The 22,835-nt window shown below is 62.6% G+C and carries 26 protein-coding genes; 10 read left to right on the plus strand and 16 right to left on the minus strand.

The features are described from left to right. On the plus strand, positions 1 to 540 hold a 540-nt coding region (locus tag EN749_RS09570), incomplete at its 5' end, for a CorA family divalent cation transporter (RefSeq protein ID WP_281061877.1). 17 nt (positions 541 to 557) lie between these two features. Here the strand turns inward: EN749_RS09570 and EN749_RS09575 are convergent. From EN749_RS09575 to cysS, 8 genes are all read right to left on the minus strand, one after another. Next, positions 558 to 1,244 (minus strand): glutathione S-transferase family protein, encoded by a 687-nt coding sequence (locus tag EN749_RS09575; RefSeq protein WP_127271665.1) that lies wholly within the window; start codon positions 1,242 to 1,244, stop codon positions 558 to 560. 9 nt (positions 1,245 to 1,253) lie between these two features. Continuing rightward, positions 1,254 to 2,183, minus strand: a complete 930-nt coding sequence (gene rarD, locus EN749_RS09580; RefSeq protein ID WP_128363014.1) for an EamA family transporter RarD — start codon at positions 2,181 to 2,183, stop codon at positions 1,254 to 1,256. Between the two features lie 83 nt (positions 2,184 to 2,266). Next, complete coding sequence (gene cimA, locus EN749_RS09585; protein WP_189367435.1) at positions 2,267 to 3,889, minus strand: citramalate synthase; 1,623 nt, start codon at positions 3,887 to 3,889, stop codon at positions 2,267 to 2,269. After that, positions 3,886 to 4,842 carry a prolyl aminopeptidase gene (gene pip / locus EN749_RS09590; RefSeq protein WP_127268544.1) on the minus strand — a complete coding sequence of 319 codons (957 nt, stop codon included), beginning with the start codon at positions 4,840 to 4,842 and terminating at the stop codon, positions 3,886 to 3,888. Before pip ends, cimA begins: the two co-directional genes overlap by 4 nt. Next, positions 4,839 to 5,315, minus strand: a complete 477-nt coding sequence (locus tag EN749_RS09595) for a GFA family protein (RefSeq protein ID WP_027038010.1) — start codon at positions 5,313 to 5,315, stop codon at positions 4,839 to 4,841. The genes pip and EN749_RS09595 overlap by 4 nt, the downstream gene beginning before the upstream one ends. Continuing rightward, positions 5,312 to 5,803, minus strand: coding sequence for a GFA family protein (locus EN749_RS09600; RefSeq protein ID WP_127268543.1), 492 nt, complete (start codon positions 5,801 to 5,803; stop codon positions 5,312 to 5,314). The genes EN749_RS09595 and EN749_RS09600 overlap by 4 nt, the downstream gene beginning before the upstream one ends. Before the next feature lie 6 nt (positions 5,804 to 5,809). Further along, positions 5,810 to 6,196 (minus strand): VOC family protein, encoded by a 387-nt coding sequence (locus tag EN749_RS09605; protein WP_127268542.1) that lies wholly within the window; start codon positions 6,194 to 6,196, stop codon positions 5,810 to 5,812. After that, the gene (gene cysS, locus EN749_RS09610) at positions 6,193 to 7,629 is read right to left on the minus strand and encodes a cysteine--tRNA ligase (RefSeq protein WP_127810878.1); all 1,437 of its coding nucleotides are present in this window, start codon (positions 7,627 to 7,629) and stop codon (positions 6,193 to 6,195) included. Before cysS ends, EN749_RS09605 begins: the two co-directional genes overlap by 4 nt. Before the next feature lie 391 nt (positions 7,630 to 8,020). Here cysS and EN749_RS09615 point away from each other — a divergent pair, with 391 nt between their 5' ends. Further along, a complete protein-coding gene (locus EN749_RS09615; RefSeq protein ID WP_081738801.1) occupies positions 8,021 to 8,176 on the plus strand; it encodes a hypothetical protein in 156 nt (51 codons plus the stop codon). Between the two features lie 71 nt (positions 8,177 to 8,247). On the opposite strand, the gene EN749_RS09620 is transcribed toward EN749_RS09615, so the two are convergent. Beyond that, on the minus strand, positions 8,248 to 9,009 hold the full coding sequence (locus tag EN749_RS09620) for an SOS response-associated peptidase (protein ID WP_128363016.1): 762 nt from the start codon (positions 9,007 to 9,009) through the stop codon (positions 8,248 to 8,250). A gap of 129 nt (positions 9,010 to 9,138) precedes the next feature. Between EN749_RS09620 and EN749_RS09625 the strand changes: the two genes are divergently transcribed. The 4 genes from EN749_RS09625 (at position 9,139) to EN749_RS09640 (ending at position 11,507) form a co-directional block, all read left to right on the plus strand. Continuing rightward, complete coding sequence (locus EN749_RS09625; protein ID WP_128363017.1) at positions 9,139 to 9,573, plus strand: NUDIX hydrolase; 435 nt, start codon at positions 9,139 to 9,141, stop codon at positions 9,571 to 9,573. Positions 9,574 to 9,656: 83 nt separating this feature from the next. After that, the gene (locus tag EN749_RS09630) at positions 9,657 to 10,034 is read left to right on the plus strand and encodes a TIGR02301 family protein (RefSeq protein WP_127322208.1); all 378 of its coding nucleotides are present in this window, start codon (positions 9,657 to 9,659) and stop codon (positions 10,032 to 10,034) included. Between the two features lie 356 nt (positions 10,035 to 10,390). Continuing rightward, positions 10,391 to 10,648 (plus strand): hypothetical protein, encoded by a 258-nt coding sequence (locus EN749_RS09635; RefSeq protein WP_008874920.1) that lies wholly within the window; start codon positions 10,391 to 10,393, stop codon positions 10,646 to 10,648. Between the two features lie 70 nt (positions 10,649 to 10,718). Further along, positions 10,719 to 11,507, plus strand: a complete 789-nt coding sequence (locus tag EN749_RS09640; RefSeq protein WP_164762549.1) for a hypothetical protein — start codon at positions 10,719 to 10,721, stop codon at positions 11,505 to 11,507. Between the two features lie 35 nt (positions 11,508 to 11,542). Here the strand turns inward: EN749_RS09640 and EN749_RS09645 are convergent, their stop codons facing one another. Further along, positions 11,543 to 12,874: a dihydroorotase gene (locus tag EN749_RS09645; protein WP_189367437.1), complete on the minus strand. Its 1,332-nt coding sequence runs from the start codon at positions 12,872 to 12,874 to the stop codon at positions 11,543 to 11,545. A 75-nt stretch (positions 12,875 to 12,949) separates the two neighbouring features. Here EN749_RS09645 and EN749_RS09650 point away from each other — a divergent pair, with 75 nt between their 5' ends. The 3 genes from EN749_RS09650 (at position 12,950) to EN749_RS09665 (ending at position 16,752) form a co-directional block, all read left to right on the plus strand. Further along, entirely contained in the window at positions 12,950 to 13,810 is an 861-nt protein-coding gene (locus EN749_RS09650) for a folate-binding protein YgfZ (RefSeq protein WP_128363019.1), read from the plus strand. Further along, positions 13,810 to 14,445, plus strand: coding sequence for an HD family hydrolase (locus tag EN749_RS09655; protein ID WP_128363020.1), 636 nt, complete (start codon positions 13,810 to 13,812; stop codon positions 14,443 to 14,445). The genes EN749_RS09650 and EN749_RS09655 overlap by 1 nt, the downstream gene beginning before the upstream one ends. A 165-nt stretch (positions 14,446 to 14,610) precedes the next feature. Continuing rightward, entirely contained in the window at positions 14,611 to 16,752 is a 2,142-nt protein-coding gene (locus tag EN749_RS09665) for an EAL domain-containing protein (protein ID WP_128363021.1), read from the plus strand. Positions 16,753 to 16,764: 12 nt separating this feature from the next. On the opposite strand, the gene EN749_RS09670 is transcribed toward EN749_RS09665, so the two are convergent. After that, positions 16,765 to 17,655 carry a fatty acid desaturase family protein gene (locus EN749_RS09670; protein ID WP_128363022.1) on the minus strand — a complete coding sequence of 297 codons (891 nt, stop codon included), beginning with the start codon at positions 17,653 to 17,655 and terminating at the stop codon, positions 16,765 to 16,767. Positions 17,656 to 17,766: 111 nt separating this feature from the next. Between EN749_RS09670 and EN749_RS09675 the strand changes: the two genes are divergently transcribed. Beyond that, positions 17,767 to 18,516, plus strand: coding sequence for a LysR substrate-binding domain-containing protein (locus tag EN749_RS09675; RefSeq protein WP_128289828.1), 750 nt, complete (start codon positions 17,767 to 17,769; stop codon positions 18,514 to 18,516). An 18-nt stretch (positions 18,517 to 18,534) separates the two neighbouring features. Here EN749_RS09675 and EN749_RS09680 read toward each other — a convergent pair whose 3' ends face one another. The 5 genes from EN749_RS09680 to EN749_RS09700 form a co-directional block, all read right to left on the minus strand. Continuing rightward, positions 18,535 to 18,807, minus strand: coding sequence for a DUF3303 family protein (locus EN749_RS09680; RefSeq protein WP_128363023.1), 273 nt, complete (start codon positions 18,805 to 18,807; stop codon positions 18,535 to 18,537). An 18-nt stretch (positions 18,808 to 18,825) separates the two neighbouring features. Next, positions 18,826 to 20,289 carry a RimK family protein gene (locus tag EN749_RS09685; RefSeq protein WP_127321391.1) on the minus strand — a complete coding sequence of 488 codons (1,464 nt, stop codon included), beginning with the start codon at positions 20,287 to 20,289 and terminating at the stop codon, positions 18,826 to 18,828. Next, complete coding sequence (locus tag EN749_RS09690; protein ID WP_128363024.1) at positions 20,289 to 21,392, minus strand: peptidase C39 family protein; 1,104 nt, start codon at positions 21,390 to 21,392, stop codon at positions 20,289 to 20,291. Before EN749_RS09690 ends, EN749_RS09685 begins: the two co-directional genes overlap by 1 nt. A 311-nt stretch (positions 21,393 to 21,703) precedes the next feature. Next, the gene (locus tag EN749_RS09695) at positions 21,704 to 22,495 is read right to left on the minus strand and encodes an anti-sigma factor (RefSeq protein WP_128363025.1); all 792 of its coding nucleotides are present in this window, start codon (positions 22,493 to 22,495) and stop codon (positions 21,704 to 21,706) included. After that, positions 22,492 to 22,835: RNA polymerase sigma factor (locus EN749_RS09700; RefSeq protein ID WP_145990896.1), on the minus strand; the 344-nt coding region annotated here is incomplete at its 5' end. The genes EN749_RS09695 and EN749_RS09700, both read right to left, overlap by 4 nt.

The raw sequence follows: 22,835 nt of genomic DNA on the forward strand, positions 1-22,835 counted from the left end.
GTTGTCGGCCAGTCTTTTGACGGCATGGTGGCTGAACTTGCGGCACTCGGCGACAGCCTCGACGGGATCGAGGATCGCATCGTCTGCGACGCATGGCACAATGAACGGCGATCCCTCGTCGACGCGCGCCGGCATCTGGTGGTGATCCACAGGCAGATGGCGACGTTGACCAATCTGTTTCGCCATCTCGACCACTCGCACCGTAACGACCTGCCCGACAGCATCAACGACATGGCCGCGCGTCTTTCACACAGGGCGCAGACGCTGCACTATGATGGCGAACAATTGCAGGCACGCGCCCGGCTGTTGCAGGACGAGCTTATGGCCAAGCTGACGACGCAGTCGAACCGGCTGCTGTACGTACTGTCGGTGATGACGGCGGTGCTGTTGCCGATGACCATTATCTCGGGCCTGTTCGGCATGAATGTCGGCGGCCTGCCGCTGGTCGACACGCCAATGGGCTTCTGGGTGGTGACGGCGGTAGCGATGGTGATCGCGGGCGCGACCTATCTCTTTGTCAGGCGGCTCGGACAGATGTAACGCCCGCCCGGCGACTTTCACGCCGAGGCGCGAAGATCCTCGATGACGGTGCCGGCGGCGGCGGCTTCCGCTTCGTGGTCGGGCTCGCGCCAGGTCTCGGCCAAGCCAGCCGCATACCATTCGCGCATCGCCGGCAGGGCAAGCAATTGCGCCGGATAAGCCGCAGCCGCACCCTCGAAGGAGAGCCCATAGGACTGGGCGCGGAACGCCACCGGGGCAAAGAAAGCGTCGACGGCGGTAAAATGAGCGCCGGCCAGAAACGGCCCGCCGAAACGGGCAAGGCCATCGTTCCAGAGATCGCCGAGGCGAAAGATGTCCTGCTTCAGCGCATCGGACATCGGGAATGGCTTTACGCGCACGCCGCAACTCATCGGGCATGCCCCGCGCAATGCGGTGAAGCTCGAATGCATCTCGGCGGCGGCCGAGCGTGCCCAGGCGCGCGCCTTGGCCTCGACAGGCCACACGCCATGGTGGCGTTCGGCCAGATATTCGACGATGGCCAGCGAATCCCAGACCGCCCAGCCATCGTCGATCAGGCACGGCACGCGGCCGCTCGGCGAGAAGGGCCGGTACAGATCCCAACTCGATGCGGTCGGGAATGGCGTCAGCCGTTCCTCGAACGGGATGTTCAGCTCTCGCATCAACACCCAAGGCCGCAGCGACCATGAGGAATAATTCTTGTTGGCGATATGCAGCAGGTACATAGGGGATCCTTACCTTGCAGCCGGCACCGCCGGCCGGATCTCGCGGCCACGGAACATCGACCAGGAATACATCGCGAGCGCTGTCCAGATCAGGCCAAAGGCAATCGCCTGGGTGGTGCCGAAAGGCTCGTCGAAGATCAGCACGGCGATCAGAAACACAATGGTCGGCGCGATGTACTGCATGATGCCGATGGTGGACAGCCGCAGCAGCCTCGCGCCGAACGCAAACAGCAGCAGCGGGATCGATGTGACCGGACCGCAGCCGATCAGCAATGCCGTATCGGTGCCACTGCTGGATAAGATGTGGTCCTGTTCGGTCGCGATGAGATAGACGATGTAGCCAAGCGCCGGCACCGACAGCATAAGGACTTCGAGCAAAAATCCCTGGCTCGGTCCGATCGGCAGCGTCTTGCGGAAGAAGGCGTAGGCGGCGAAGGAAAACGCCAGCGCCAGCGACACCCAGGGCAGCTTGCCGCCCTCGACGGTCAGCACGGCGACCGCGACGGCCGCCAGCACCACCGCGGCGATCTGCAGCCGGTCGAGCCGCTCGCCAAGCAGCAGCGCGCCGACGACGACGTTGACCAGTGGATTGATGTAGTAGCCGAGCGCGGTTTCGACGGTGCGGTCGACAGCGATCGCCCAGACATAGATGCCCCAGTTGACCGAGATCAGCGCCGCCGTCAGCGCGGCCATGGCGATGGTGCGCGGCGAGCGCAGTGCCGCCTTGAAATCCGCCATGCGGCCGGCCCAGATCAGAACGGCGGCGGCGATCGGCACCGACCATACGATGCGATGGGCAATGACTTCGGCGAGCGGCAGATGAGCGACCGCCTTCATGTAGAAGGGCAGCAATCCCCACAGCAGATAGGCGCCGAGCGCCAGCAGAAAGCCGCGCCGGGCCTTGGAATCCGCGTCCAGGGTAATTGCTTCAGTGGCCATGGGCCAACGCTATGGCCCAGTCACCTTGGCAAGACCATCGCAAAGTTCTGATGGATCAATGGACTTTCGCTGATGGTTCAACCCTATTCGGCGGCCACCAGTCCGGCCATCTCGCGGTTCTTCATCAGCTTGTAGACGATGGAATCCATCAGCGCCTGGAACGAGGCGTCGATGATGTTTTCGGAAACGCCGACCGTCCACCAGCGCGCGCCGGTGCCGTCATGCGATTCGATCAGAACGCGGGTGATCGCCTCGGTGCCGCCATTGAGGATACGCACCTTGAAGTCGGCCAGCTCCATGTCGGCGATCTCGCCCTGAAATTTGCCGAGGTCCTTGCGCAGCGCGATGTCGAGTGCGTTGACCGGCCCATGCCCCTCGGCCACCGACATCTTCTCCTCGCCGTCGACCACCACCTTGACGATCGCTTCGGAGACCGTCTTCAGCTGGCCGTTGGCGTCGAAGCGGCGCTCGACCATGCAGCGGAACGAGGTGACGTTGAAGAACTCCGGCAGGCCGTGCAGCATCTTGCGTGCCAGGAGCTCGAAGCTGGCATCGGCGCCCTCATAGGCGTAGCCCTCGGCCTCGCGCTCCTTGACCACTGATATCAGCGCGTCGAGCCGGTGATCGTCCTTCGGCACCTCGATGCCGCGCCGCCTCAGCTCGGCGAGGAAATTGGCCTTGCCGCCCTGGTCCGAAACCATGACGCGGCGGCGGTTACCGACCGTTTCCGGGGGTACATGCTCATAGGTCGCCGGCTCCTTGGCCAGCGCGGAGGCATGGATGCCTGCCTTGGTGGCGAAAGCAGAGGCCCCGACATAGGGCGCCTGTGCCTCTGGCGCTCGGTTCAGGAGTTCGTCGAAGGCGCGGGACAGGCGCGAAATGCCGGTCAGCGCCTCAGCCGAAATACCGGTGTCGAAACGATCGGCGAAGGCCGGTTTTAACGCCAGCGTCGGTACGATCGAGATCAAATTGGCGTTGCCGCAGCGCTCGCCGATGCCATTGAGTGTGCCCTGGATCTGGCGCACGCCGGCCTCGACAGCGGCGAGGGAATTGGCCACGGCCTGGCGGGTGTCGTCATGGGCATGGATGCCGAGATGATCGCCTGAAATACCTGATAAAATAACCTTCTCGACGATGGCGCGGACTTCCGAGGGCTGCGTGCCTCCATTGGTGTCACACAGCACCACCCAGCGCGCGCCGGCATCATAGGCGGTCCTGGCGCAGGCCAGCGCATAATCGGGATTGGCCTTGAAGCCGTCGAAAAAATGCTCGCAGTCGACCAACGCCTCCTTGCCGGCGGCGATCGCCGCCTCGACGGAGGCCTTGATGGCGTCGAGGTTCTCCTCATTGGTGCAGCCGAGCGCGACACGGACATGGTAGTCCCAACTCTTGGCGACGAAGCAGATGGCATCCGACTTGGATTGCACGAGCGAAGCAAGGCCGGGATCGTTGGAAGCCGACACCCCAGCCCGTTTGGTCATGCCGAAGGCGACGAATTTGGCGCGCGACGTACGTTTCTCCTGGAAGAAGGCGGTGTCGGTCGGATTGGCGCCGGGATAGCCACCTTCGACATAGTCGAGGCCAAAAGCATCGAGCAGTTTCGCGATGGCGATCTTGTCCTCGACGGAAAAGTCGATGCCAGGGGTCTGCTGGCCATCGCGCAATGTGGTGTCGAAGAGATAGAGGCGCTCGCGGGTCATGGTCATTTGCCTGCAAACTTGTCCGTCGCGCGGATCAGCCGATCCAAAATCCCCGGCTCCGAATAAGCATGACCGGCGCCCTCGATCAGGTGGAAATCCGCCTTTGGCCAGGCCTTGTGCAGCGCCCAGGCATAATGCGCCGGGCACGGCATGTCGTAGCGGCCATGGACGATGGTGCCGGGAATGTCAGCCAGCTTGTGCGCGTCGCGCAGCAACTGCCCTTCCTCCAGCCAGCCGGCATGGACGAAATAGTGATTCTCGATGCGGGCAAAGGCGATGGCATAGTCGTCCTGCCCAAATGGTCCGCTGGTCTCCGGCTCGGGCAAAAGCGTGATCGTTTCGCCTTCCCACAGGCTCCAGGCGCGGGCCGCCTCGATCTGCGCCTTGCGATCCGTGCCGACCAGCCGCTTGCGGTAGGCAGCCATCATGTCGCCGCGCTCGGCCTCCGGGATCGGCGCCAGGAAGCGCTCCCATTTGTCCGGGAACATTTCCGAGACGCCGAATTGATAGTACCATTCGAGTTCGGCTCGCGTCAGCGTGTAGATGCCGCGTACCACCAACTCACTGACGCGTTCGGGGTGCGTCTCGGCATAGGCGAGCGCCAGCGTCGACCCCCAGGAGCCGCCGAACACCAGCCATTTGTCGAAGCCGGCCATTTCGCGCAGGCGTTCGATGTCGGCGACCAGGTGCCAGGTCGTATTGGTTTCGAGCGAGGCGTTGGGCGTCGATTTTCCGCAGCCGCGCTGGTCGAACAGGATGACATCGTAGAGCTTCGGGTCGAACAGCCGCCGGTGTTTTGGCGAAATGGTGCCGCCCGGCCCGCCATGCAGGAACACCGCCGGCTTGGCGCCCCTCGTGCCCGAACGCTCCCAGTAGACCTGATGGCCGTCGCCGACATCCAGCATGCCGGAATCGAACGCCTCGATCTCGGGATAAAGCGTACGCAATTGACTGCTCATAGCTGCAAACCTTTGGTCGGCCAGTCCGCTGTTTCATGGTCTGGGTGCTGGAAGGAGATGATGGATTCCTGCCTGTTGTAATAATCAGGATCCTGGTGGACGGGCTGATCGAAGATCGTCTCCACCCAGGGCAGCCGCGCGGCGTAGTTGACCTGGATCTGCGGGGCAAGATCGGAGCGGTCGTCGAAGGCACCGATAGCGATCTCGAGTCCGCCGGGCTGTCGGTAGGTCAGCGGCGTCCCGCAGCGGGCGCAGAAACCGCGATCGATGTTGACCGACGACTGGAAATAGCTCGGCTCTTCATGGGTCCATTCGACGCCGTCCCTGGGCACCGTGACCAGTGCACCGAAGAACGAGCCGAACTGCTTCTGGCACATGCGGCAATGGCAGATCGATGGACGGCCGAGCGCTCCATGAATGCGGAAACGCACGGCGCCACACTGGCAGCCGCCGGTTCTTACCTGATCGGTCATGATCTTTCCTTTGGCGGCCATTGTTCGGTGTCGTGGTCCGGATGCTGATAGGAGACGAGATCCGCCAGATAAGAGGCCGACGACACGTCGGCCATCGTCTCCTCGCCCGGCAATTGCGGGATCGTATCGACGTAAGGCAGCTTTGCCTCGGTGCCCCATTGGATCAGCGGCACGATCTCCGCCGGATTGTCGAACGCGCCGATGGCGAGGCCAACGCCGTCCGGCGCGGTGAAGGTCAGCGGCGTGCCGCAATCCGCGCAAAAACCGCGATCGACATGGTTGGAGGAGCGGAAGTATTTCGGCTCGCCGCGCGTCCAGTCGAGCCGGGCGCCACGCACCGAAACCAGCGGCGCATAGAACGAGCCGAACGCCTTCTGGCACATGCGGCAATGGCAGACCGAAGCGTCGCCGAGCGCGCCTTCAACGCGAAAGCGCACCGCGCCGCACTGGCAGCCGCCGGTGTAGACCGGCCGGTTGTCGAGGCTCATCACCGCTCACTCCGGGACATGGCAGACGGCCTCGACATTGTTGCCATCGGGATCGAAGACGAAGGCGCCATAGTAGCTCGGGTGATAATGCGGCCGCAGGCCTGGCCCGCCATTGTCCTTGCCACCGGCGGCAAGGGCTGCGGCATGGAAGGCATCGACCTCGGCGCGGCTGCGCGCGGTGAAGGCGACGTGCTGGTGATCCCTGGGCTTGTCCTTGCCGGTACTCAGCCAGAACACCGGCCGGTCACGGCCATAGCCGCCGACCTTGGCACCCCCGGTATATTCCAGCGGCACCATGTAAAGCAGCGCCGCACCAAGCGGGGCCATCGCCTTGTCATAGAAAGCCTTCGAAGCGTCGAAATCGGCAACGGTGATGCCGAGATGGTCGATCATCTTTTTACCTCCCAGGTGGTGATGCGCTCGCCAGTGACCGGATCCTTACCGTCCTTCAACTGTACACCTTGAGCCAGCAGTTCGTCGCGGATGCGGTCGGCCTCGGCCCAGTTCTTGGCGGCGATGAATGCGAGACGCTTGGCGATTGCCTTGGCGACGTGGTCTTCATCAACCGTCGCCGACGCGACATCGAAGCCGAGGAACAGCAGCGACGCCTTCAGCGCAGCCGCCGCATCGTTGCCGTCCGCTGCCTCGCCAGCCAATTGCGTCAAGACCTGGAAGGCGGCATAGGTTGCGAGATCGTCCGACAAGGCATCGATGACCTGCACGGGCAGCAGTCCTGCGGCGGCCGGCGCAAGGTCGGCGGCCCGCTTCCATTTGCGCAGCGTGTTCTCGGCCTCTTCCAGCTTGCGCACGGAAAAGTCGATCGGTTCGCGATAGTGCGTCATTAGCATCGCCAGCCGCAGCACCTCGCCCGGCCATTTGCGGCCGCCAAACGTCTCGGTCTCGAGCAGTTCGTTGATCGAATAGAAATTGCCGACGCTTTTCGACATTTTCTGACCTTCGACCTGGAGGAAGCCGTTGTGCATCCAGATGTTGGCCATCACGTCCGTGCCATGGGCGCAGCGCGACTGGGCGATCTCGTTCTCATGGTGCGGGAAGATCAGGTCGAGGCCGCCGCCATGGATGTCGAACACCTCGCCGAGATAGGCGGCCGACATTGCCGAGCATTCGATGTGCCAGCCCGGCCGACCCCTGCCCCATGGCGAATTCCAGCCAGGCTCCTCCGGCGACGACAGCTTCCACAGCACAAAATCGCCGGGATTTTTCTTGTGCGCGTCGACGGCGATGCGAGCACCGGCCTGTTGCTCGTCGAGATTGCGCTTCGACAGCTGGCCGTAGTCCGGCATCGACGCGGTGTCGAACAGGACTTCGCCCGCGGCAACATAGGCATGGCCGCGTTCGATCAGGCTTTGAATCAAGGTGATCATGTCGACTTTGCCGTCGGCGCGGGGCTCGACGAATTCGGTGGCGCGCGGCTCGACCGTCGGCTCCAGGCAGCCGAGAACCGCCACGTCCCGATGGAACTGATCGGCGGTCTTTTCGGTGACCCGCCTGATCGCCTCGTTGAGCGAAAGTGTTCCGGAAGCGATCTCGCCGCCGAAGTCGCGCAGAGCGCGCGCGTTGATCTTGTCGTCGACGTCGGTGATGTTGCGCACATAGGTGACGTGCGCCTGCCCATAGACGTGACGCAGCAAGCGGAAAAGCACGTCAAAGACGATCACCGGCCTGGCATTGCCGATATGGGCAAAGTCGTAGACGGTCGGGCCGCAGACATACATGCGCACATTGTCTGGATCGATCGGGACGAAATCCTCTTTCGTCCGCGTCAGCGTGTTGTAGAGGCGCAGGCCCTGCGATGCGTCGGACATTCGTGCCTTCCCGGTTCAGAACTCAATTTGACGAAGCCAGCCCTGCGCGAAACGCAAATCAGGCTCCAGCCTGCTGGCCGGGGCGTTTGTCCAATCTGGGGAAAGATGAGGCGAAAACGTCCGGACCAGCGCGAGGCTAGCCAATAATGCAAATGCCACAAATGGCGAAAGACGTTTTCATGGGCGGCTTTATCGCCTTGGCATGTGTTGCCGTCAAGTCGCAAGTTTCGGCAAAAACGTCGCTGGATCACAGGTAATGATGCACTGAAACATTTTATTAAACATGTCGGCACAGTCATGAAACATTCGCCGGCTAGATCAGCAGGCGTCACGATTTGGTCAGAATCGGCCATCAAACGCAGACACGAAAATGTTACCTGGGAAGAGAGACATGCCCCGAACCAAGCAGGAAGCCAACCGAGCCAAGCAGCCGGCACTGGCCAACCACTACCGCGCGATCGGCCCGGCCGCGATCGTCGCCGCCCTCCTTCACACCGCGAAGAAGAAAAAGCCGGTACAGAAGATCGTGTCGCCCCGCGCCGCCTGAAGTGGTGTGCGGCCCGGCGCCAAGGGCGCCCGGAAAATGGCGCAGACATACGCCGCTGCAGAACAGTTCAGCTAGAACAACGTCATCTGATTGTCATCCGCGCCGGGCTTCTGGCGCTTGACCTTTTCGGGCTCCGGCCCGATCTCGCCCCGCTCCTGAATCTCCGGTCCGGTGTTGGCGACCTTGTTGACCAGGCCGGAGACGGGAATGGCCTCGAAGAAATCGAGTTGAGCCGGCCGCAACAGATCGGCGACATCACGCGGTTCGAGCGTGCGGCAATCCAGCCAACGGGCGAAATCCCTGGGGTCGATCACCACAGGCATGCGGTCGTGGATATGCGCGATATCGGCATTGGCGTTGATGGTCAGAATGGCGCCGGTATCCATTTCCGAACCGCCCGGCTCGGCATAGGTCTCGACCAGGCCGGCAAAGGCGACCAACCCGCCATGCCTGGGCCGGATCCAGTAAGGCTGGCCTTTCTTGCCGCCGGTTTGCCGCCATTCATAAAAGCCGGAAGCCGGCACCAAGGCGCGGCGATGGCGCATGGCGGCCTTGAACGACGCCTTTTCGGTAGCCCCTTCGGAGCGCGCGTTGAACAGCAGCGGAAACTCCCTGGTATCCTTGACCCAGGTCGGGATCAGCCCCCAGCGTACCAGCATTGGCTGCCGGTCGGGCAAATTGGAGCCCGGCGCCCGCGGGGGGCCGGCGACCGCCATCAGGATCGGCTGGGTTGGTGCGATGTTGTAGCGCGCCGGGAAATCCTCCAGTTCCGCCAAGCCCAGCAAGGCGGCAGTCTGGTCCGGCGTCGCGGTCAAGGCAAAACGTCCGCACATGGTCGATTGGCGCCCTTTGAAAGGTTCGGTTCCTGAAAGTGCCGGTGCAACCGGCATTGCGCAACCGCTAAAGCTTGCCCATGCTGGGCGGTCCACAACAGACCTGCCTACACGCCTGATCGGGAACCCATGAACGAAGCGCGCAAGACACTTCCGGCAGTCTCGGTCGCCGTCGTGCGTGCAGACACCCTGCTTCTGGTCAAGCGAGCCCGGCAACCCTCGCAAGGGCTCTATGCCTTTCCGGGCGGCAAGGTCGAACCCGGCGAGACGCTGGAGGCAGCGGCAGAGCGCGAACTTCTGGAAGAAACCGGTTTGCGCGCCACAAATTATTGCCCGCTGCGGGAAATCCACATCGACGGCAGGGATGACAGCCACCCGGTCGATTATCTCCTCACGGTCTTCGGCGCCGCCTATGCCGGCGGCGAGGCGGTAGCCAGCGACGACGCAGAGACGGCGGCCTTCTATACACTCAGCGAGATGGCGGCATTGCCGCTCGCCGGCTCGGTGTTCGCCGTGGCCGAGGAGTTGTTGGAACCCGACGGAGACGACGGGCCGAAGCCCTGAAAACCGCCTTGCAGGCGACAAATTGTTTCGCCACAAAGACTTATCCTGTTTGGCAGAGCCACGCCGTTGGGTAGAGAAGGCTTATGAACCGTCCGTCCATGCTCCTCGCCGTGTGCCTTGCGGTCGGCGCGACCGTTTCGATACGGCCCGCGCTCAGCGCCGAATCGCCGTTCGAGCCTGGGTTGATGCGGCTGGCGGAGGTTCTGGGCTCGCTGCATTTCCTCCGCAATCTGTGCGGCGAGAAGGGCGACCAGTGGCGTGTCGAAATGACAAAACTGCTCGATTCGGAAAATCCGGACGCCGAGCGGCGCGCCCGCTTCATTGCCAGCTTCAATCGCGGCTACCGCTCCTTCGGCGGCACCTATACGAGGTGTACGTCCTCGGCGACCGAAGCCATCAGTCGCTACATGAAGGAAGGCGAGACGCTGTCTCGCGATATCGCCTCGCGTTACGGCAACTAGGCACTCGCTCATCAACAACTATCCGGATCATTGCTGGGCATTAGCCGATATATCGGCTTGTGCCGGGCGATCTCTTGGTGCAATCCTCATGTTGCACTTCTGCAACAGTATTAACGAAACCTTACCGCACGAAAGCGGAATTAACTCAAACTGAAGGTTTTCGCCCCGCAGGCCGCCCCAATCGGCTAAGTTTGACTCGGACTGAACGCAGCTTCGCACAAGGCAATTGGGCTTTGTAAAAGACGATCAAAAAAATGTCGTATTTACAAATACTTAATTGTCCCTGCGTGTGAAATGAACAGATCAGGCCTGATCTACATCGACGGATCGCAGCTTGAAAGGGTGGACATTCGCTTATGGAACATGGTGTCAACGACATCGACGCGCTGGTCAGGGAAGAAAAACGCCTGACCGCCGTGGAAAGCCACAGCGAGGCCTGGGCGGAAGGTCTCTCCGCCGGGATAGAGCCCGAGATCATTGCCGAAGCAGCGCTCGAAACAGCCTTCGGCGAGATGTTGCGTGCCAATGGCGAGACCTCGGCCCTTGCCCTGCTCGACCGTATGCGTGAAAAGGTGATTGCTGGCGCCTTCGAACCTGAACGGCTGCGGCACTGAACCGACGTCCGGTTCTTTGACGGCAACATGCCGCTCGGGCGTCATGCCCGGAAGCAGGGAGAAACGGGCAGTGAGTTTTTCGATGTCAGGCAAGCCGTGTGGCTTGGTCCTTCGCATCTCCTTCGCCGCTTGCTGTGCCGCGATTCCCCTGCTTGTGTGTCTCGCGAGCAGCCCCGTGTATGCACTGAGCGAAATCAAGCGCGAAGAGCTCCCCCCGACAGTCACGCCGCCGGCCGACGACGACATGTCGCCCTCCGGAAGCGCCGTGCCAATGCCCAATCCGGTCGGAACACCGCCGCCGGCCAGCCAGCCGACTGCTCCTGCCGAAGCCGAGCCGGACAGTCCGGCGGATGGCGGCGTGACCAGACCGCGTGTCGATCCGGAAACGCCGGTGCCTGAGGTCGTCTACGATCTCGGCAAGCTGCCGGAACCGGTGCGGCGCATGCACGATCTGATCGTCGAAGCCTGCAAGGGCGGCGATATCGAAAAGCTGCGGCCGTTGATCGGCACGGGCGAGAGCATGACACAGATATCGCTGACCGACATAGACGGCGACGCCATCGCCTTCCTCAAGGGCCTCTCCGGCGACCCAGACGGTCAGGAGATTCTGGCCATCCTGGAGGAGGTGCTTAATGCCGGCTACGTCCACCTCGATGCCGGCACGCCACAAGAACTCTATGTGTGGCCGTATTTCTTCGCCCTGCCGCTGGACAAGCTGGACGCCAAGCAGCGGGTCGAGCTCTTCAAGATCGTCACCGCCGGCGATTTCAACGACATGAAGCAGTTCGGCGCCTATATCTTCTACCGTGTCGGCATCACGCCTGCCGGACAGTGGTCGTTCTTCGTCGCCGGAGATTGAGCTTTCTGCCTCTGCCCTTGCAGAGATCCGGGAGCCTAGACGGGCAATGCCTCGGAAAACTCCACCGCTTTGCCCTGGCCTGGCGTGACGATTTCCCCCTCCCACATGACACGTCGGCCTCGAATGACGGTGCCGACCGGCCAACCCGTCACTTCCCTGCCGTCATAAGGCGTCCAGCCGGATTTCGAGCCGGCCTGCGCATTGGTGATTATCTCGCGCCGCATCATGTCGACGATGGTGAAGTCGGCGTCATAGCCGGCGGCGATGCGGCCTTTCCTGGCCATGCCGAAGATCCGCTGCGGGCCATGACTGGACAGGTCGACGAAGCGCTGCAAGGTTAGCCGGCCGGCATTGACGTGGTCGAGCATGATCGGCACCAGCGTCTGCACGCCGGTCATTCCCGACGGTGAGGCCGGATACGGCTTGGCCTTCTCGGCCAGCGTGTGCGGCGCGTGGTCGGAGCCGAGCACGTCGACGATGCCTTGCGCAATGCCGTGCCAGACGCCGTCGCGATGGCGGGCGGCGCGCACCGGCGGGTTCATCTGGATCAGCGTGCCGAGCCGCGCATAGTCGTCGGCGCTGAGCGTCAAATGATGCGGCGTCGCCTCGCAGGTCGCGACATCCTTGTGCTGTTCGAGGAGCAAAATCTCCTCGGCGGTCGAGATGTGCAGGACATGAATGCGGGCGCGCGCTTGCCGAGCGATGCGCACAAGCCGTTCGGTACAGCGCAAGGCGGCGATCTCGTCACGCCAGACAGGGTGCGATGCCGGGTCGCCCTCGATGCGCTCGCCAAGACGCTCGCGCAGCCGGAATTCGTCTTCCGAATGAAAGGCGGCACGGCGGCGCGTGTTTCTCAGGATCGAGGCGACACCTTCGTCGTCCTCGACCAGCAGGTCGCCGGTGGACGAGCCCATGAAAACCTTGATCCCGGCCGCGCCCGGCAACCGCTCAAGCTCGCCGACATCCCCAGCGTTTTCGCGGGTACCGCCGACCCAGAAGGCAAAATCGCAATGCATGCGATCCGTGCCGCGCCGAACCTTGTCGGCAAGCGCTGCCTCGCTGGTGGTCAAAGGATTGGTGTTGGGCATCTCGAACACGGCGGTGACGCCGCCAAGCACGGCCGCGCGCGAACCCGTTTCCAAATCTTCCTTGTGCTCCAATCCCGGCTCACGAAAGTGCACCTGGCTGTCAATGACGCCCGGCAGGATATGCAGGCCGCGGCAGTCGATCGTCTCGCCCGCCGAGGCCTGGCGGAGATCGCCGATGGCGGCGATGCGCCCGCCCTTCACGCCGATGTCGCGAGCCCCTTCGCCGTCGTGGTTGACCACGGTGCCGCCTGTCAGGATGAGGTCGTAGATCATGGCCATGCTCTCTTGCGGGGGGAGTGCCAGCGGCTTACGTAAAGGCCGACCGTTTTGCAAGATCAGGTTGCTTTTCCGCCCATGCCCTTTGCCCAGCTCAAAGACCGCGCCCTCGTTTCCGTATCAGGTCCGGATGCCGAGCATTTTTTGCAGAACATCCTGACCACCGATCTCGACATCCTGGCTCCCGGCGAAGCCAAGCCCGGTGCGCTGCTGACGCCGCAAGGCAAGATCCTGTTCGATTTCCTGATCTCCCGCACCGGCGAGAATGCATTTTGGCTCGAATGCCGCGCCGACATATCGGACGATTTCATACGCCGGCTGACGCTCTACAAACTGCGCGCCAAGGTCGAGATTGCCAAATCCGATCAGGCATTTGTCACCGTTGCATGGGGACATGAATCAACACCCTCGCAATCCGATTCAACGGCGGCCGCCGACACGCGCTTTCCGAAGGGTGCCGTCACGCGTTCCTATGGCGAAACAGATGAGCGCAGCGATCTTGCCGCGTGGCAAGCCTTCCGCATTGCCGGCGGCATTGCCGAAAGCGGCAGCGACTACCAACTCGGAGACGCCTTCCCCCACGACGTGCTGCTGGACGAAACCGGTGGCGTCGGCTTCAAGAAGGGCTGCTATGTCGGCCAGGAGGTCGTCTCGCGCATGCAGCATCGCGGCACCGCCAGGCGACGCGTTCTGATTGTGTCGGCTGACGGGTCCCTGCCCGCGCCCGGCACCGAACTGACCGTCGAAGGCAGGCCGGTTGGCACGCTCGGCTCGACCGCCGGCACGATCGGCCTGGCCATTGCGCGCATCGACCGGGTCAAGGCGGCGCTCGACGCCGGCCAGCCGATCATGGCCGGGGACGTTCCGGTTACGCTGGCCATTCCCGGTTGGGCAAAATTCGCCTTCCCGCAGGAAGCCGTCAGCGCGGAGGAGGCCTGATGGCGGCCGACCGCGTCGGCGCGCCGGCACGCGCCTGGCAACGCATGCTGTCGGGCCGCCGGCTCGACCTGCTCGATCCCTCTCCGCTCGACATCGAGATATCAGACATTGCGCACGGGCTCGCCCGCGTTGCCCGCTGGAACGGCCAGACCAGCGGCGAGCATGCCTTTTCGGTAGCCCAGCACTCGCTGCTGGTCGAAGCGCTGTTCTGCGACCTGGTGCCTGAGGCTTCGGCCGACGCCCGGCTGGCGGCCCTGCTGCACGACGCTCCCGAATATGTCATCGGCGACATGATCTCGCCGTTCAAATCGGTGATGGGTGGCAGCTACAAGGATTGTGAGTTACGGCTGCAGCGCGCCATCCATCTGCGCTTCTCGCTGCCGCCGGAGCCAAGTGCTGCGCTGCGCAAGGAGATCAAGCGCGCCGACCAGATCGCCGCCTATTTCGAGGCAACGCTGCTCGCCGGCTTTTCGACCGCCGAAGCGACCGAGTTCTTCGGCCGTCCGCGCGGCTTCAATGCCGACCGCTTCGATTTCACGCCACGCTCGGTGACCTGGGCGCAAAATGCGTTTCTGAAACGGTTTTCGGCGATCGAGATGTCGCGGCATCAGGTTTCGGCGACCGCAATCGTCTAAAGCGCGTCGCGCTGAAACGGATTCATGCGACGCGCTTTAGGTCTTTGTTTTTATGCATGTCGTTCCCCCAAAACCGAGGTCACTTTTGGGCGACAGGCATTAAAACGCTAAATTAACCGGCGGCGGCCACAATAGCGCGTTCGATCACGGTCCGCAGGCGCGCTCATGCCCGTCGCTGATGCCAAGGATGGTTCGACCATCCCGAAACGGGAGGCCGAAGGCATGGACCGCTCCCGCCACATGGAAGACGAACTGCGCGAGCAGAACCAACGCTTTTCGGCTGCGGTCGAGAACATGTCGCACGGCCTGTGCATGTTCGACGCCGACGAGCGGATGATCATCTGCAACGGCAACTACCTGAACATCTTTTGCCTCGAAGCCAGCGTCATAAGGCCCGGCATCCGGTTCCTCGACATTCTGCGCCACAGCGTCGATATCGGCATCGCCTCGCAAACCGCCGACGAACTCTACGCCATCCGCAAGCCCTATATCGATCAGGCAAAGCCCTCGACCTACGAAGAAACACTGTCGGACGGCCGCATCGTCAGCATCTCGCACCGCCCTCTGGCTCTGGGCGGCTGGGTCTCGATCTACGAGGACATCACCGAGCAGCGCCGCGCGCAAGAGGATCTGAAGGAGCAGCACCGCCGCTTCGACGCAGCGCTTGCCAACATGTCGCAAGGCCTGCTGATGTACGGCGCCGACGGCAAGATGATCGTGCGCAACCGGCGTTTTCTTGAACTCTACAATGTCACCGCGGCAGACTTCCCGCTTGGAACGACGCACCGCGAGGCGCTCGAACGATTGCTGGAACTCGGCATCTATACGGAGATCGACGTCGACAGCGAAGTCGCCAAGACCGAGGCCTGCCTGACGGCGGCAAAAATGCATTCGGCCTACCGGCATCTTACCGACGGCAGGACGGTTCTGGTCACACGCCGGCCGATGAACGGCGGCGGCTGGGTAGTGACCTTCGACGACGTCACAGAACGTCGCCGCACCGAAGAGCGCATGACCCATCTTGCGCATCACGATACGCTGACGGGATTGCCCAACCGCTCGATGTTTCGCGAACGGCTCGACCTGGCGCTGGAAGCCACGGCGGTCACGCCGCTGGCAATCTTTTCGCTCGATCTCGATCGCTTCAAGGCGGTCAACGACACCTGGGGACATCCGGCCGGCGACTGGCTGTTGAAGAGTGTGGCCGAGAGGCTGCAGCGCTGCCTGCACAACGAAACCGACGTCGTCGCCCGTTTCGGCGGCGACGAATTCGTCATCATCCAGTTCAACTTCAAGGGCATTGCCAATGCAGAAAAACTCGCGAAGCGCATCGTCGAGACAATCGGAAAACCGTTCCGCGACAAGAGCCGCGAGATGCATGTCGGCATCAGCCTGGGCATCGCGGTTTTCCCCGACGACGGTGGAGATGCCGACACGCTGCTGAGGAACGCCGATACGGCGCTTTACCGGGCGAAGAGCGAAGGGCGCAATCAGTATCGGTTCTTCGAACCCGGAATGGACGCTATGGTACAGGCACGGCGTGCGCTGGAGGTCGACCTTGAGACCGCGCTGCCGCGCCAGGAGTTCGACCTCGACTTCCAGCCCATCATGAACATCGTATCCGGGGAGATCGTCGGCGCCGAAGCCTTGATGCGCTGGCATTCGCCGACACGCGGCACGGTGGCGCCGGACAGCTTCATTCCGGTCGCCGAAGACACCGGATTGATCGTGCCGCTTGGCGAATGGGCGCTGAGGAAAGCCTGCACGGCGGCGGCACACTGGCCCGCCGGCCTGCGCGTCGCGGTCAATGTCTCGGCCGTGCAACTTAAAAGCGGCAGCTTCGCCCGCAGCGTCATCTCGGCGCTGGCCTTCTCCGGCGTGCCAGCCGATCGGTTGGAGCTTGAAATCACCGAAACCGTGCTGATGGACGAAAGCGAGGCGGTGCTGAGGACGCTGCGGCAGTTGCGCGAACTCGGCATCCGCATCGCGCTGGACGATTTCGGCATCGGCTATTCCTCGCTCGGCTATCTCAGGCGTTTTCCTGTCGACAAGATCAAGATCGATCGTTCGTTCATCCACGACCTGGGCAATCGTGACGCCGCGGCGATCGTTCGCACCGTCATCGGGCTGGGCGCCGAGCTTGGCATCACTGTCACCGCCGAGGGGGTCGAGACCGAGGTGCAACTCGACATCCTGCGCGGCAATGGCTGTACAGAGGCGCAGGGCTATCTGATCGGCGTGCCGTCAACGGCCGCCGAGATCCAGCGTCTGTTGAAATCCCGAGCGCTGCACAGCCAGACCGGCTGAGGCCGGCCATCGTCAACGCAGCGTGTCGATGTATTTGCCGTGGAAGCTGACATAGCCGGGCTCGACCACCTTGAGATGCCGCTCGATCAGCGCATGAAACCGCGGCAGTTGATGAAACGGCACGCCTGGATAGGCATGATGCTCGGCATGGAACGGCATGTTCCACGCCAGCCTGCGGACCAGCCAATTGGTCAGCGTGGTCCTGGTGTTCTCCAGCATGTTGGCGACGAACGGACAACGGCCGTGCTCGGCTAAGAGATAGAGGCGCAGAAACGGCTGCCCCAACAGAGCGGGCAAGATCCAGACATAGACAAGCACCGAGAGCCGGAAATAAACGGCCAGCAGAAGGACCACGGCATAAAAGGCAATCATGGCGCGTGCCTCGATGCGCACCTTGTCATAGCCCTTTGGCGGAACGTAGCTTTCGCGACCACGGTCTGCCGCGTTGGCATAGAGCGTCTTCAGGTGGCCCCACCATAAGGGGATGCCGGATATGTGGACGAGGTATTGCCGCCATGTCTCCGGCTTGGGGAACGCCAGTTCCGGGTCATTGTCGGGATCTTGCGTGTGTCGATGGTGGGCGAAGTGGAAGTAGCGGAACCAGTCCGCCGGGAGCGCGATCGCCAGGCTGCACACCCGCGCCACGGCATCGTTCAGCCGCTGTGCCTCAAAAGCCGTGCGATGAACCGTCTCGTGCAGCAGCGTGAACAGGAAGACGATGAGGATACCTTGCGGAAGCATCAGCAGTGGCCAGAACGGCACCTTGGCGGCGATCAGCGATCCGACGACCACGATCGCGCCCCAATGAGCAGCAAGCTGAACGAGGCCCGCGGCATCAGACTTGGCGGTCAGCCGGTTGCGCTCCTCCTGCGTCAACGATGAAATTACGTCACGATGATCCACGTGCTTCGATCCAGACTGGAGTTTGATGAATCCACTGTAGCCAATGAACAACCTTTCCAAAAACGACGATTTCTGCAATCTAGAAAAGTTGAACTTATCTATTCGGTGATTATGGCCGTACCTCCCTCTCTCAAAGGACTTCAAGCTTTCGAGGCTGCGGCCCGTACAGGCAGCTTTGCCGCGGCAGCGGAAGAGCTTTCGGTGTCGGCCGCTGCCGTCAGCCAGCTCATCCGCACGGTCGAGGAGCAGATGGGCCGCAAGCTGTTCCACCGCGTCAACCGGCGCGTCGTCCTCACCGAGGCCGGCGTCGAGATGCTGCCCAGGCTGACCATGGCCTTCCAGGAGATCGGCAGCGTCGCGCGCCAGCTCGACATCAGGCTCTCCTATGGGCCGCATTATCGCGAGCACCCGACCGAGGACATCGTCCAGGACGCAGTCTATCCCGTGTGTGCGCCCGGACTGGCGGACACGATCAAACCCGAAGGCCTGGCCAGCCTGCCGCTTATCCACACGGGCTGGGGACCGACTGGTGCGTCCTTTCCGTCCTGGCACAACTGGTTCGAGGCGGCCGGCATCGAGCCCGGCCGGGCAGCGCAGCGCGGCCTCTCGGCCAACTCATCGCGTGCAGCGCTCGACCTTGCGATTTCGGGATTGGGCGTGGCGCTGGCGCAAGGAATCTACTGTGCCGAGGCGCTGGAAGACGGCCGGCTTGTCAGGCCCCTCGCCCAGGCACTGGAGCTACGCCAGCCCTATTGCCTGACGATCCCCGAGCGCAGCGCCAGGCGCGACGTCGTGGCGGCGTTTCGCCAGTGGCTGATCGACGAATGCCGACGCGCAGTGAACTCGCCGGCACTGCGTTGACGTAGCGTGCGGCGATGATCAGAGGTGCCCGCTCAAGGCCTCAGCCATGTCCTTGTTTGTCGCCACAGGGATAATCTCGAACTCCACCAGATCCGCCCATTCGATGACCCAACGCTGCAGCAGCGTGACGTCATCGGTCTCCACCAGCAGGAAGCAGCGGCTCATGTCCGCCGCGATCCAGCTGTGGTGCACGAGAAGCTCGTCCGGTTTCAGGCGGCCGCGGTCGCGAAAGCGGCGATAGATATCCTTGCGATCGCAGCCGGTGAAATCCTCGATCACGATAAACTGCATGTTCTACCCCCGATCAAATTACCGCCCCGGCCGGTCCAGCCGCTCCAAGAACCACTGCGTCAGCCGCACCCAGACCTCGTCCTTCTCGCCGGAATCCTCCCAGCCATGGTCGAGGTTGGGATTGTCGTTGACCTCGATGACGAAGACGCCGTCCTTGGTCTCCTTGAGGTCGACGCCGTAGAGCCCGTCGCCGATGCAGCGCGCCGCCTTTACAGCCGTCTCGACGACATGGGCCGGCGTCTCCTTCAGCGTGAAGGTCTTGATGCCGCCCTGGTCGGGCTTGCCGTTGGCCTTGTGGTTGACGATCTGCCAGTGCTTCTTGGCCATCAGATAATGCACGGCAAACAGCGGCTGGCCGCCGAGCACTCCGACGCGCCAGTCATACTCGGTCGGAATGAATTTTTGCGCGATCAGAAGGTCGGAATCCTCCAGCCATTCGGTAGCAAGCGTCTTCAGTTCCTCGAAATTGGCGCATTTCTTGACGCCGCGCGAGAACGACGAATCCGGGATTTTCAGCACCAGCGGAAAGCCCAGCGTCTGCGCTGCCAGTTCGAGATCCGAGGTGCCGGCGATCATCACCGTCGGCGGCACCGGCACCTTGTTGTAGGCCATCAGCTCGTTGAGATAGACCTTGTTGGTGCAGCGGATCATCGACAGTGGATCGTCGATAACCGGCATGCCTTCCTGCTGGGCGCGGCGGGCGAAACGATAGGTGTGGTTGGAGATCGAGGTGGTCTCGCGAATGAACAGCGCGTCGTAATTGGCGAGCTTGGCGAGGTCCCGCTTGGTGATCGGCTCGATTTCGACACCCATCTTCTCGGCGATCTTGGCCCAATAGCGCAGCGATGATATCTCCGAGGGTGGCAATTCCTCATGCGGGTCGACCAGCGTGGCGAAGGTGTAGCGCGCCGGCGTGCGGCCCTTGGTGTCGCGCCATTCGCGGTTGGTGTAGGTCTCCAGGCACTGGATGAAGCTTTTTTCCTCGTCCTCGGTCATCCGCGCCAGCGGATGGAAACCGATCTTGCGGATCGAGGCCCATTCGGCGCTGTCCTTGATGTGGACTTCGAGCGCCGGCGCGCGGAACCAGTCGAACAGAAGTTTGGCGAAGCGGTCCCAGATTTTCGACGGGCCGATGCCGAAGAAGATGCAGACCTTTTGCGGAAAAACGCCGCCGAGATCCTTGCGGCATTTGTTGAGCGCCAGTTCCAGTTCCGGCAGCGCGTGTTCATAGAGCTTGCGCTCCGACAGGTCGATCATCGTTTCGACCGTCGGGATCACCTTGTGGCCGCGCGAGCTTGCCAGCAGCGACGCATAGTAGCCGCGGCTCTGGTAGCCGTAATTGTTCGACAGGTTGATGACCTTCGGCCGCTGGCCGCGAAACAGTGACGGGTGCGCGAGATAGTCGCGATTGGTGATGATCTTGTGCGGTGTCGCCACCTGGTCGAGATCGCTCTGCCTGCCGGTAAGGATGACCCAGGTCATTATCTGTCACGCTTTCCCAGAGTGATGGCGGCACGCAATCCATCGCGACCGAACTGCGCCATGTTCATGAAGATGCCGTAAGGCACGGGAATGTTGGCTGCATCAAGGATGGTCTCCTGCCTTTCGTCCTCGACCCAAGGGTCGTGGATCAGGATATGGTCGCCGTCATCGCCGATCGCCAGCACCCAGTGCGGCACCTTCTTGCCAAACATCAGGAAGCCGCTGATCAGCACCAGCACCAGCTTTCCCCCAGCTATCGCAGCGCGGATATCGTCGATTGTGAATGCACGGTAATTCACCGGGATGCCGTAAAGTTCCGCGCGTCGGCGAAAGTCGACCTGGGCCAGTTCCATCACCCTGCGCTTGTCCTCACTGCGTACCGATTGCAGGAACAACGCGCCATAGAAGGAAACGTAGATCTCCACCGCGAGCCCGCTTTCGTAGCCCGAGACAGCGAGGCCGAATGGCTCGCAACCACCGGGACCCGACATCATGAAGACGGTCGTCGCTTCACGCCACAGGCGGATTTCCATGACCGGATCCGGCACGAAGCCGCGATCGAAATTGGCCATCGCCATCATCAGGCAGCACGGGCCGCAGGTGAATTCGCAGGTCTGCGGGTAGAACGGCACCTTGGTGGCGATCGGAATGTCGCCACGCAAGGTCTTTTCGTAGCGAAGTGCCGTTTCGCCATCCTCATAGTAGCCGGGCTCGCGGCCGATCTTGCGATACCCGGCCTGTTCGTAGATACGGATCGCGCGGCTGTTGTCCTCGCGAACTTCGAGACGCAGCATCATGCGGTCGTGCTCGAAGGCGGCATCTTCGGCGGATCCGAGCAGCATGCGGCCGACACCCAGCCCGCCGAAAAACGGACTGGTCGCAATCGAGTAGAGGCGCGCCACGCCGCTGCCCTTGCGAAACAGCACGATCGCGTAGCCGGCCAGGCGGCCATCGACTTCAGCGACCAGCGTCTCGGCGGTTTCACGCTCGATGAACAGGCGAAAGGAGCGGCGGGAAATACGGTCGCTTGAGAAAACAGCTTTCTCAATGGCGGCGAGATCATCGACGTCAGACGCGCGGGCCGTGCGGATCTCGGCAGGCATGCGGCTTCAGAAAACCTCGATTGGTGGTGGAAATGGCCCTACTCGAACACGTCCTTGACGCCGACCAGGGCGTTGGGAAAACCGGCGTCCACCTGGGCGCACAAAGTCCGCTCCACCACCTTGAATCTTCGCCTCGTGTTTCCAAAAACCGCTTCCGATTTTCGGGGCGATGCGACGGCATTCATCAAGCGCTATCGCACCTCGATTAGGGCCGAATTGTGACAAATCCGACGCCGACTCGACGGGTGTGAAAGGGCCCTTCGGCCGGATCGGCATTCGCGGATCGACGGCACCGGCAAAAGCAATGCCGTTCAGCTTGCCAGCCCGTTCACAAGTTGCGTGTAGGCGCTCCTGGCGACCTCGGCCAGCCGCTCGCGCGGCAAGGAGCCGACCACGGCGCAGCCATAGCCCTTGTCCAGCCAGTAGACGGCCTCGGGTCCATCTTGCGCGGCGGCGTAGGTGCCCTTGGCATTCTCCGTCGATTCCGTGGTGACAAACAGCGATATACGCCGCCCATTGCCGTCCTCGTAAAGCAGCATGGCGGCCTTGCTCTCGCCTGCCGGCAACAGCCGGCCGCCGACCAGCTGGAATCCGTCGGCGGTCAGGTCCGGCGCCACCAGATTCAGCCCTATCCGGTTGGACAGCCATGTCTGCAGATGGTCCTTGTCGCTGGCCGGCACCTCGACGGCATGCCGCTTTTCGGCGGCATAGATGACATGAGCCGCGATTGCCTGCTCGGCCAGCCGATCTTCGGCCGGGTCCTCCTGGCCGATGCCATCGATGCCGGCAAAATAGCCACCAAGTCCGCCTACGGCCAGAAGCACGGCGGCAGCAGCGGCAAGCCACCAGCGTGAGCGTGGCACAGCTGCCTTGACCGGCACCTCGCCAAGCACGACCTTGTGCAAGTGCCCAGGCACGGCTTCGTCCAGCACGTCGGCGAAGGCGGCACGCAGCGCCGCCCGGTCGGCGGTGAAACGGGCGCTCCTGGCCTTCATCTCGGGATTGGCATCGAGCCAGGCATCGTAGGCCGCGCGCTCATCGCCGGGCAGCTCGCCATCGAGCGCCATATGGATGTCACGTTCGGAAAAGTCGCGGCGGATCATTTCTCGACGATCCTTATCGCGCGGCGGCGCGCCGTGTCGTCCAGCAACCCGCGCAATTCCTCACGCCCGCGCGCAATGCGCGACATCAGCGTGCCCGCAGGCACGCCCAGAATGTTGGCGGCTTCGGCATAGGAAAAACCTTCGATGGCAACCATGACAAGGGCTGCGCGACGGTCGGGGCTGATCGCCTGCAATGCGTCGACGATCTCGCGCGAGGCAATGCTCTCCACCTGCTCGGCCGACTGGGCAACGGCCTCGCCCGCCTCCAGCGGCAGCATCGCCGCCTCGCCGCGGCGGTTCACCTTGCGCATCTGGTCGATGAACAAATGATGCATGATCG

Source organism: Mesorhizobium sp. M7A.F.Ca.ET.027.02.1.1 (assembly GCF_004022985.1).
Lineage (GTDB): Bacteria > Pseudomonadota > Alphaproteobacteria > Rhizobiales > Rhizobiaceae > Mesorhizobium.

Excerpts from the sequence above, each read along its gene's own strand:
- EN749_RS09575 (WP_127271665.1), bottom strand. The coding sequence starts at position 1,244 with ATGTACCTGCTGCATATCGCCAACAAGAATTATTCCTCATGGTCGCTG.
- rarD (WP_128363014.1), bottom strand. The coding sequence starts at position 2,183 with ATGGCCACTGAAGCAATTACCCTGGACGCGGATTCCAAGGCCCGGCGC.
- cimA (WP_189367435.1), bottom strand. The coding sequence starts at position 3,889 with ATGACCATGACCCGCGAGCGCCTCTATCTCTTCGACACCACATTGCGC.
- pip (WP_127268544.1), bottom strand. The coding sequence starts at position 4,842 with ATGAGCAGTCAATTGCGTACGCTTTATCCCGAGATCGAGGCGTTCGAT.
- EN749_RS09595 (WP_027038010.1), bottom strand. The coding sequence starts at position 5,315 with ATGACCGATCAGGTAAGAACCGGCGGCTGCCAGTGTGGCGCCGTGCGT.
- EN749_RS09600 (WP_127268543.1), bottom strand. The coding sequence starts at position 5,803 with ATGAGCCTCGACAACCGGCCGGTCTACACCGGCGGCTGCCAGTGCGGC.
- EN749_RS09605 (WP_127268542.1), bottom strand. The coding sequence starts at position 6,196 with ATGATCGACCATCTCGGCATCACCGTTGCCGATTTCGACGCTTCGAAG.
- cysS (WP_127810878.1), bottom strand. The coding sequence starts at position 7,629 with ATGTCCGACGCATCGCAGGGCCTGCGCCTCTACAACACGCTGACGCGG.
- EN749_RS09615 (WP_081738801.1), top strand. The coding sequence starts at position 8,021 with ATGCCCCGAACCAAGCAGGAAGCCAACCGAGCCAAGCAGCCGGCACTG.
- EN749_RS09620 (WP_128363016.1), bottom strand. The coding sequence starts at position 9,009 with ATGTGCGGACGTTTTGCCTTGACCGCGACGCCGGACCAGACTGCCGCC.
- EN749_RS09625 (WP_128363017.1), top strand. The coding sequence starts at position 9,139 with ATGAACGAAGCGCGCAAGACACTTCCGGCAGTCTCGGTCGCCGTCGTG.
- EN749_RS09630 (WP_127322208.1), top strand. The coding sequence starts at position 9,657 with ATGAACCGTCCGTCCATGCTCCTCGCCGTGTGCCTTGCGGTCGGCGCG.
- EN749_RS09635 (WP_008874920.1), top strand. The coding sequence starts at position 10,391 with ATGGAACATGGTGTCAACGACATCGACGCGCTGGTCAGGGAAGAAAAA.
- EN749_RS09645 (WP_189367437.1), bottom strand. The coding sequence starts at position 12,874 with ATGGCCATGATCTACGACCTCATCCTGACAGGCGGCACCGTGGTCAAC.
- EN749_RS09650 (WP_128363019.1), top strand. The coding sequence starts at position 12,950 with ATGCCCTTTGCCCAGCTCAAAGACCGCGCCCTCGTTTCCGTATCAGGT.
- EN749_RS09655 (WP_128363020.1), top strand. The coding sequence starts at position 13,810 with ATGGCGGCCGACCGCGTCGGCGCGCCGGCACGCGCCTGGCAACGCATG.
- EN749_RS09665 (WP_128363021.1), top strand. The coding sequence starts at position 14,611 with ATGCCCGTCGCTGATGCCAAGGATGGTTCGACCATCCCGAAACGGGAG.
- EN749_RS09675 (WP_128289828.1), top strand. The coding sequence starts at position 17,767 with ATGGCCGTACCTCCCTCTCTCAAAGGACTTCAAGCTTTCGAGGCTGCG.
- EN749_RS09680 (WP_128363023.1), bottom strand. The coding sequence starts at position 18,807 with ATGCAGTTTATCGTGATCGAGGATTTCACCGGCTGCGATCGCAAGGAT.
- EN749_RS09685 (WP_127321391.1), bottom strand. The coding sequence starts at position 20,289 with ATGACCTGGGTCATCCTTACCGGCAGGCAGAGCGATCTCGACCAGGTG.
- EN749_RS09690 (WP_128363024.1), bottom strand. The coding sequence starts at position 21,392 with ATGCCTGCCGAGATCCGCACGGCCCGCGCGTCTGACGTCGATGATCTC.
- EN749_RS09695 (WP_128363025.1), bottom strand. The coding sequence starts at position 22,495 with ATGATCCGCCGCGACTTTTCCGAACGTGACATCCATATGGCGCTCGAT.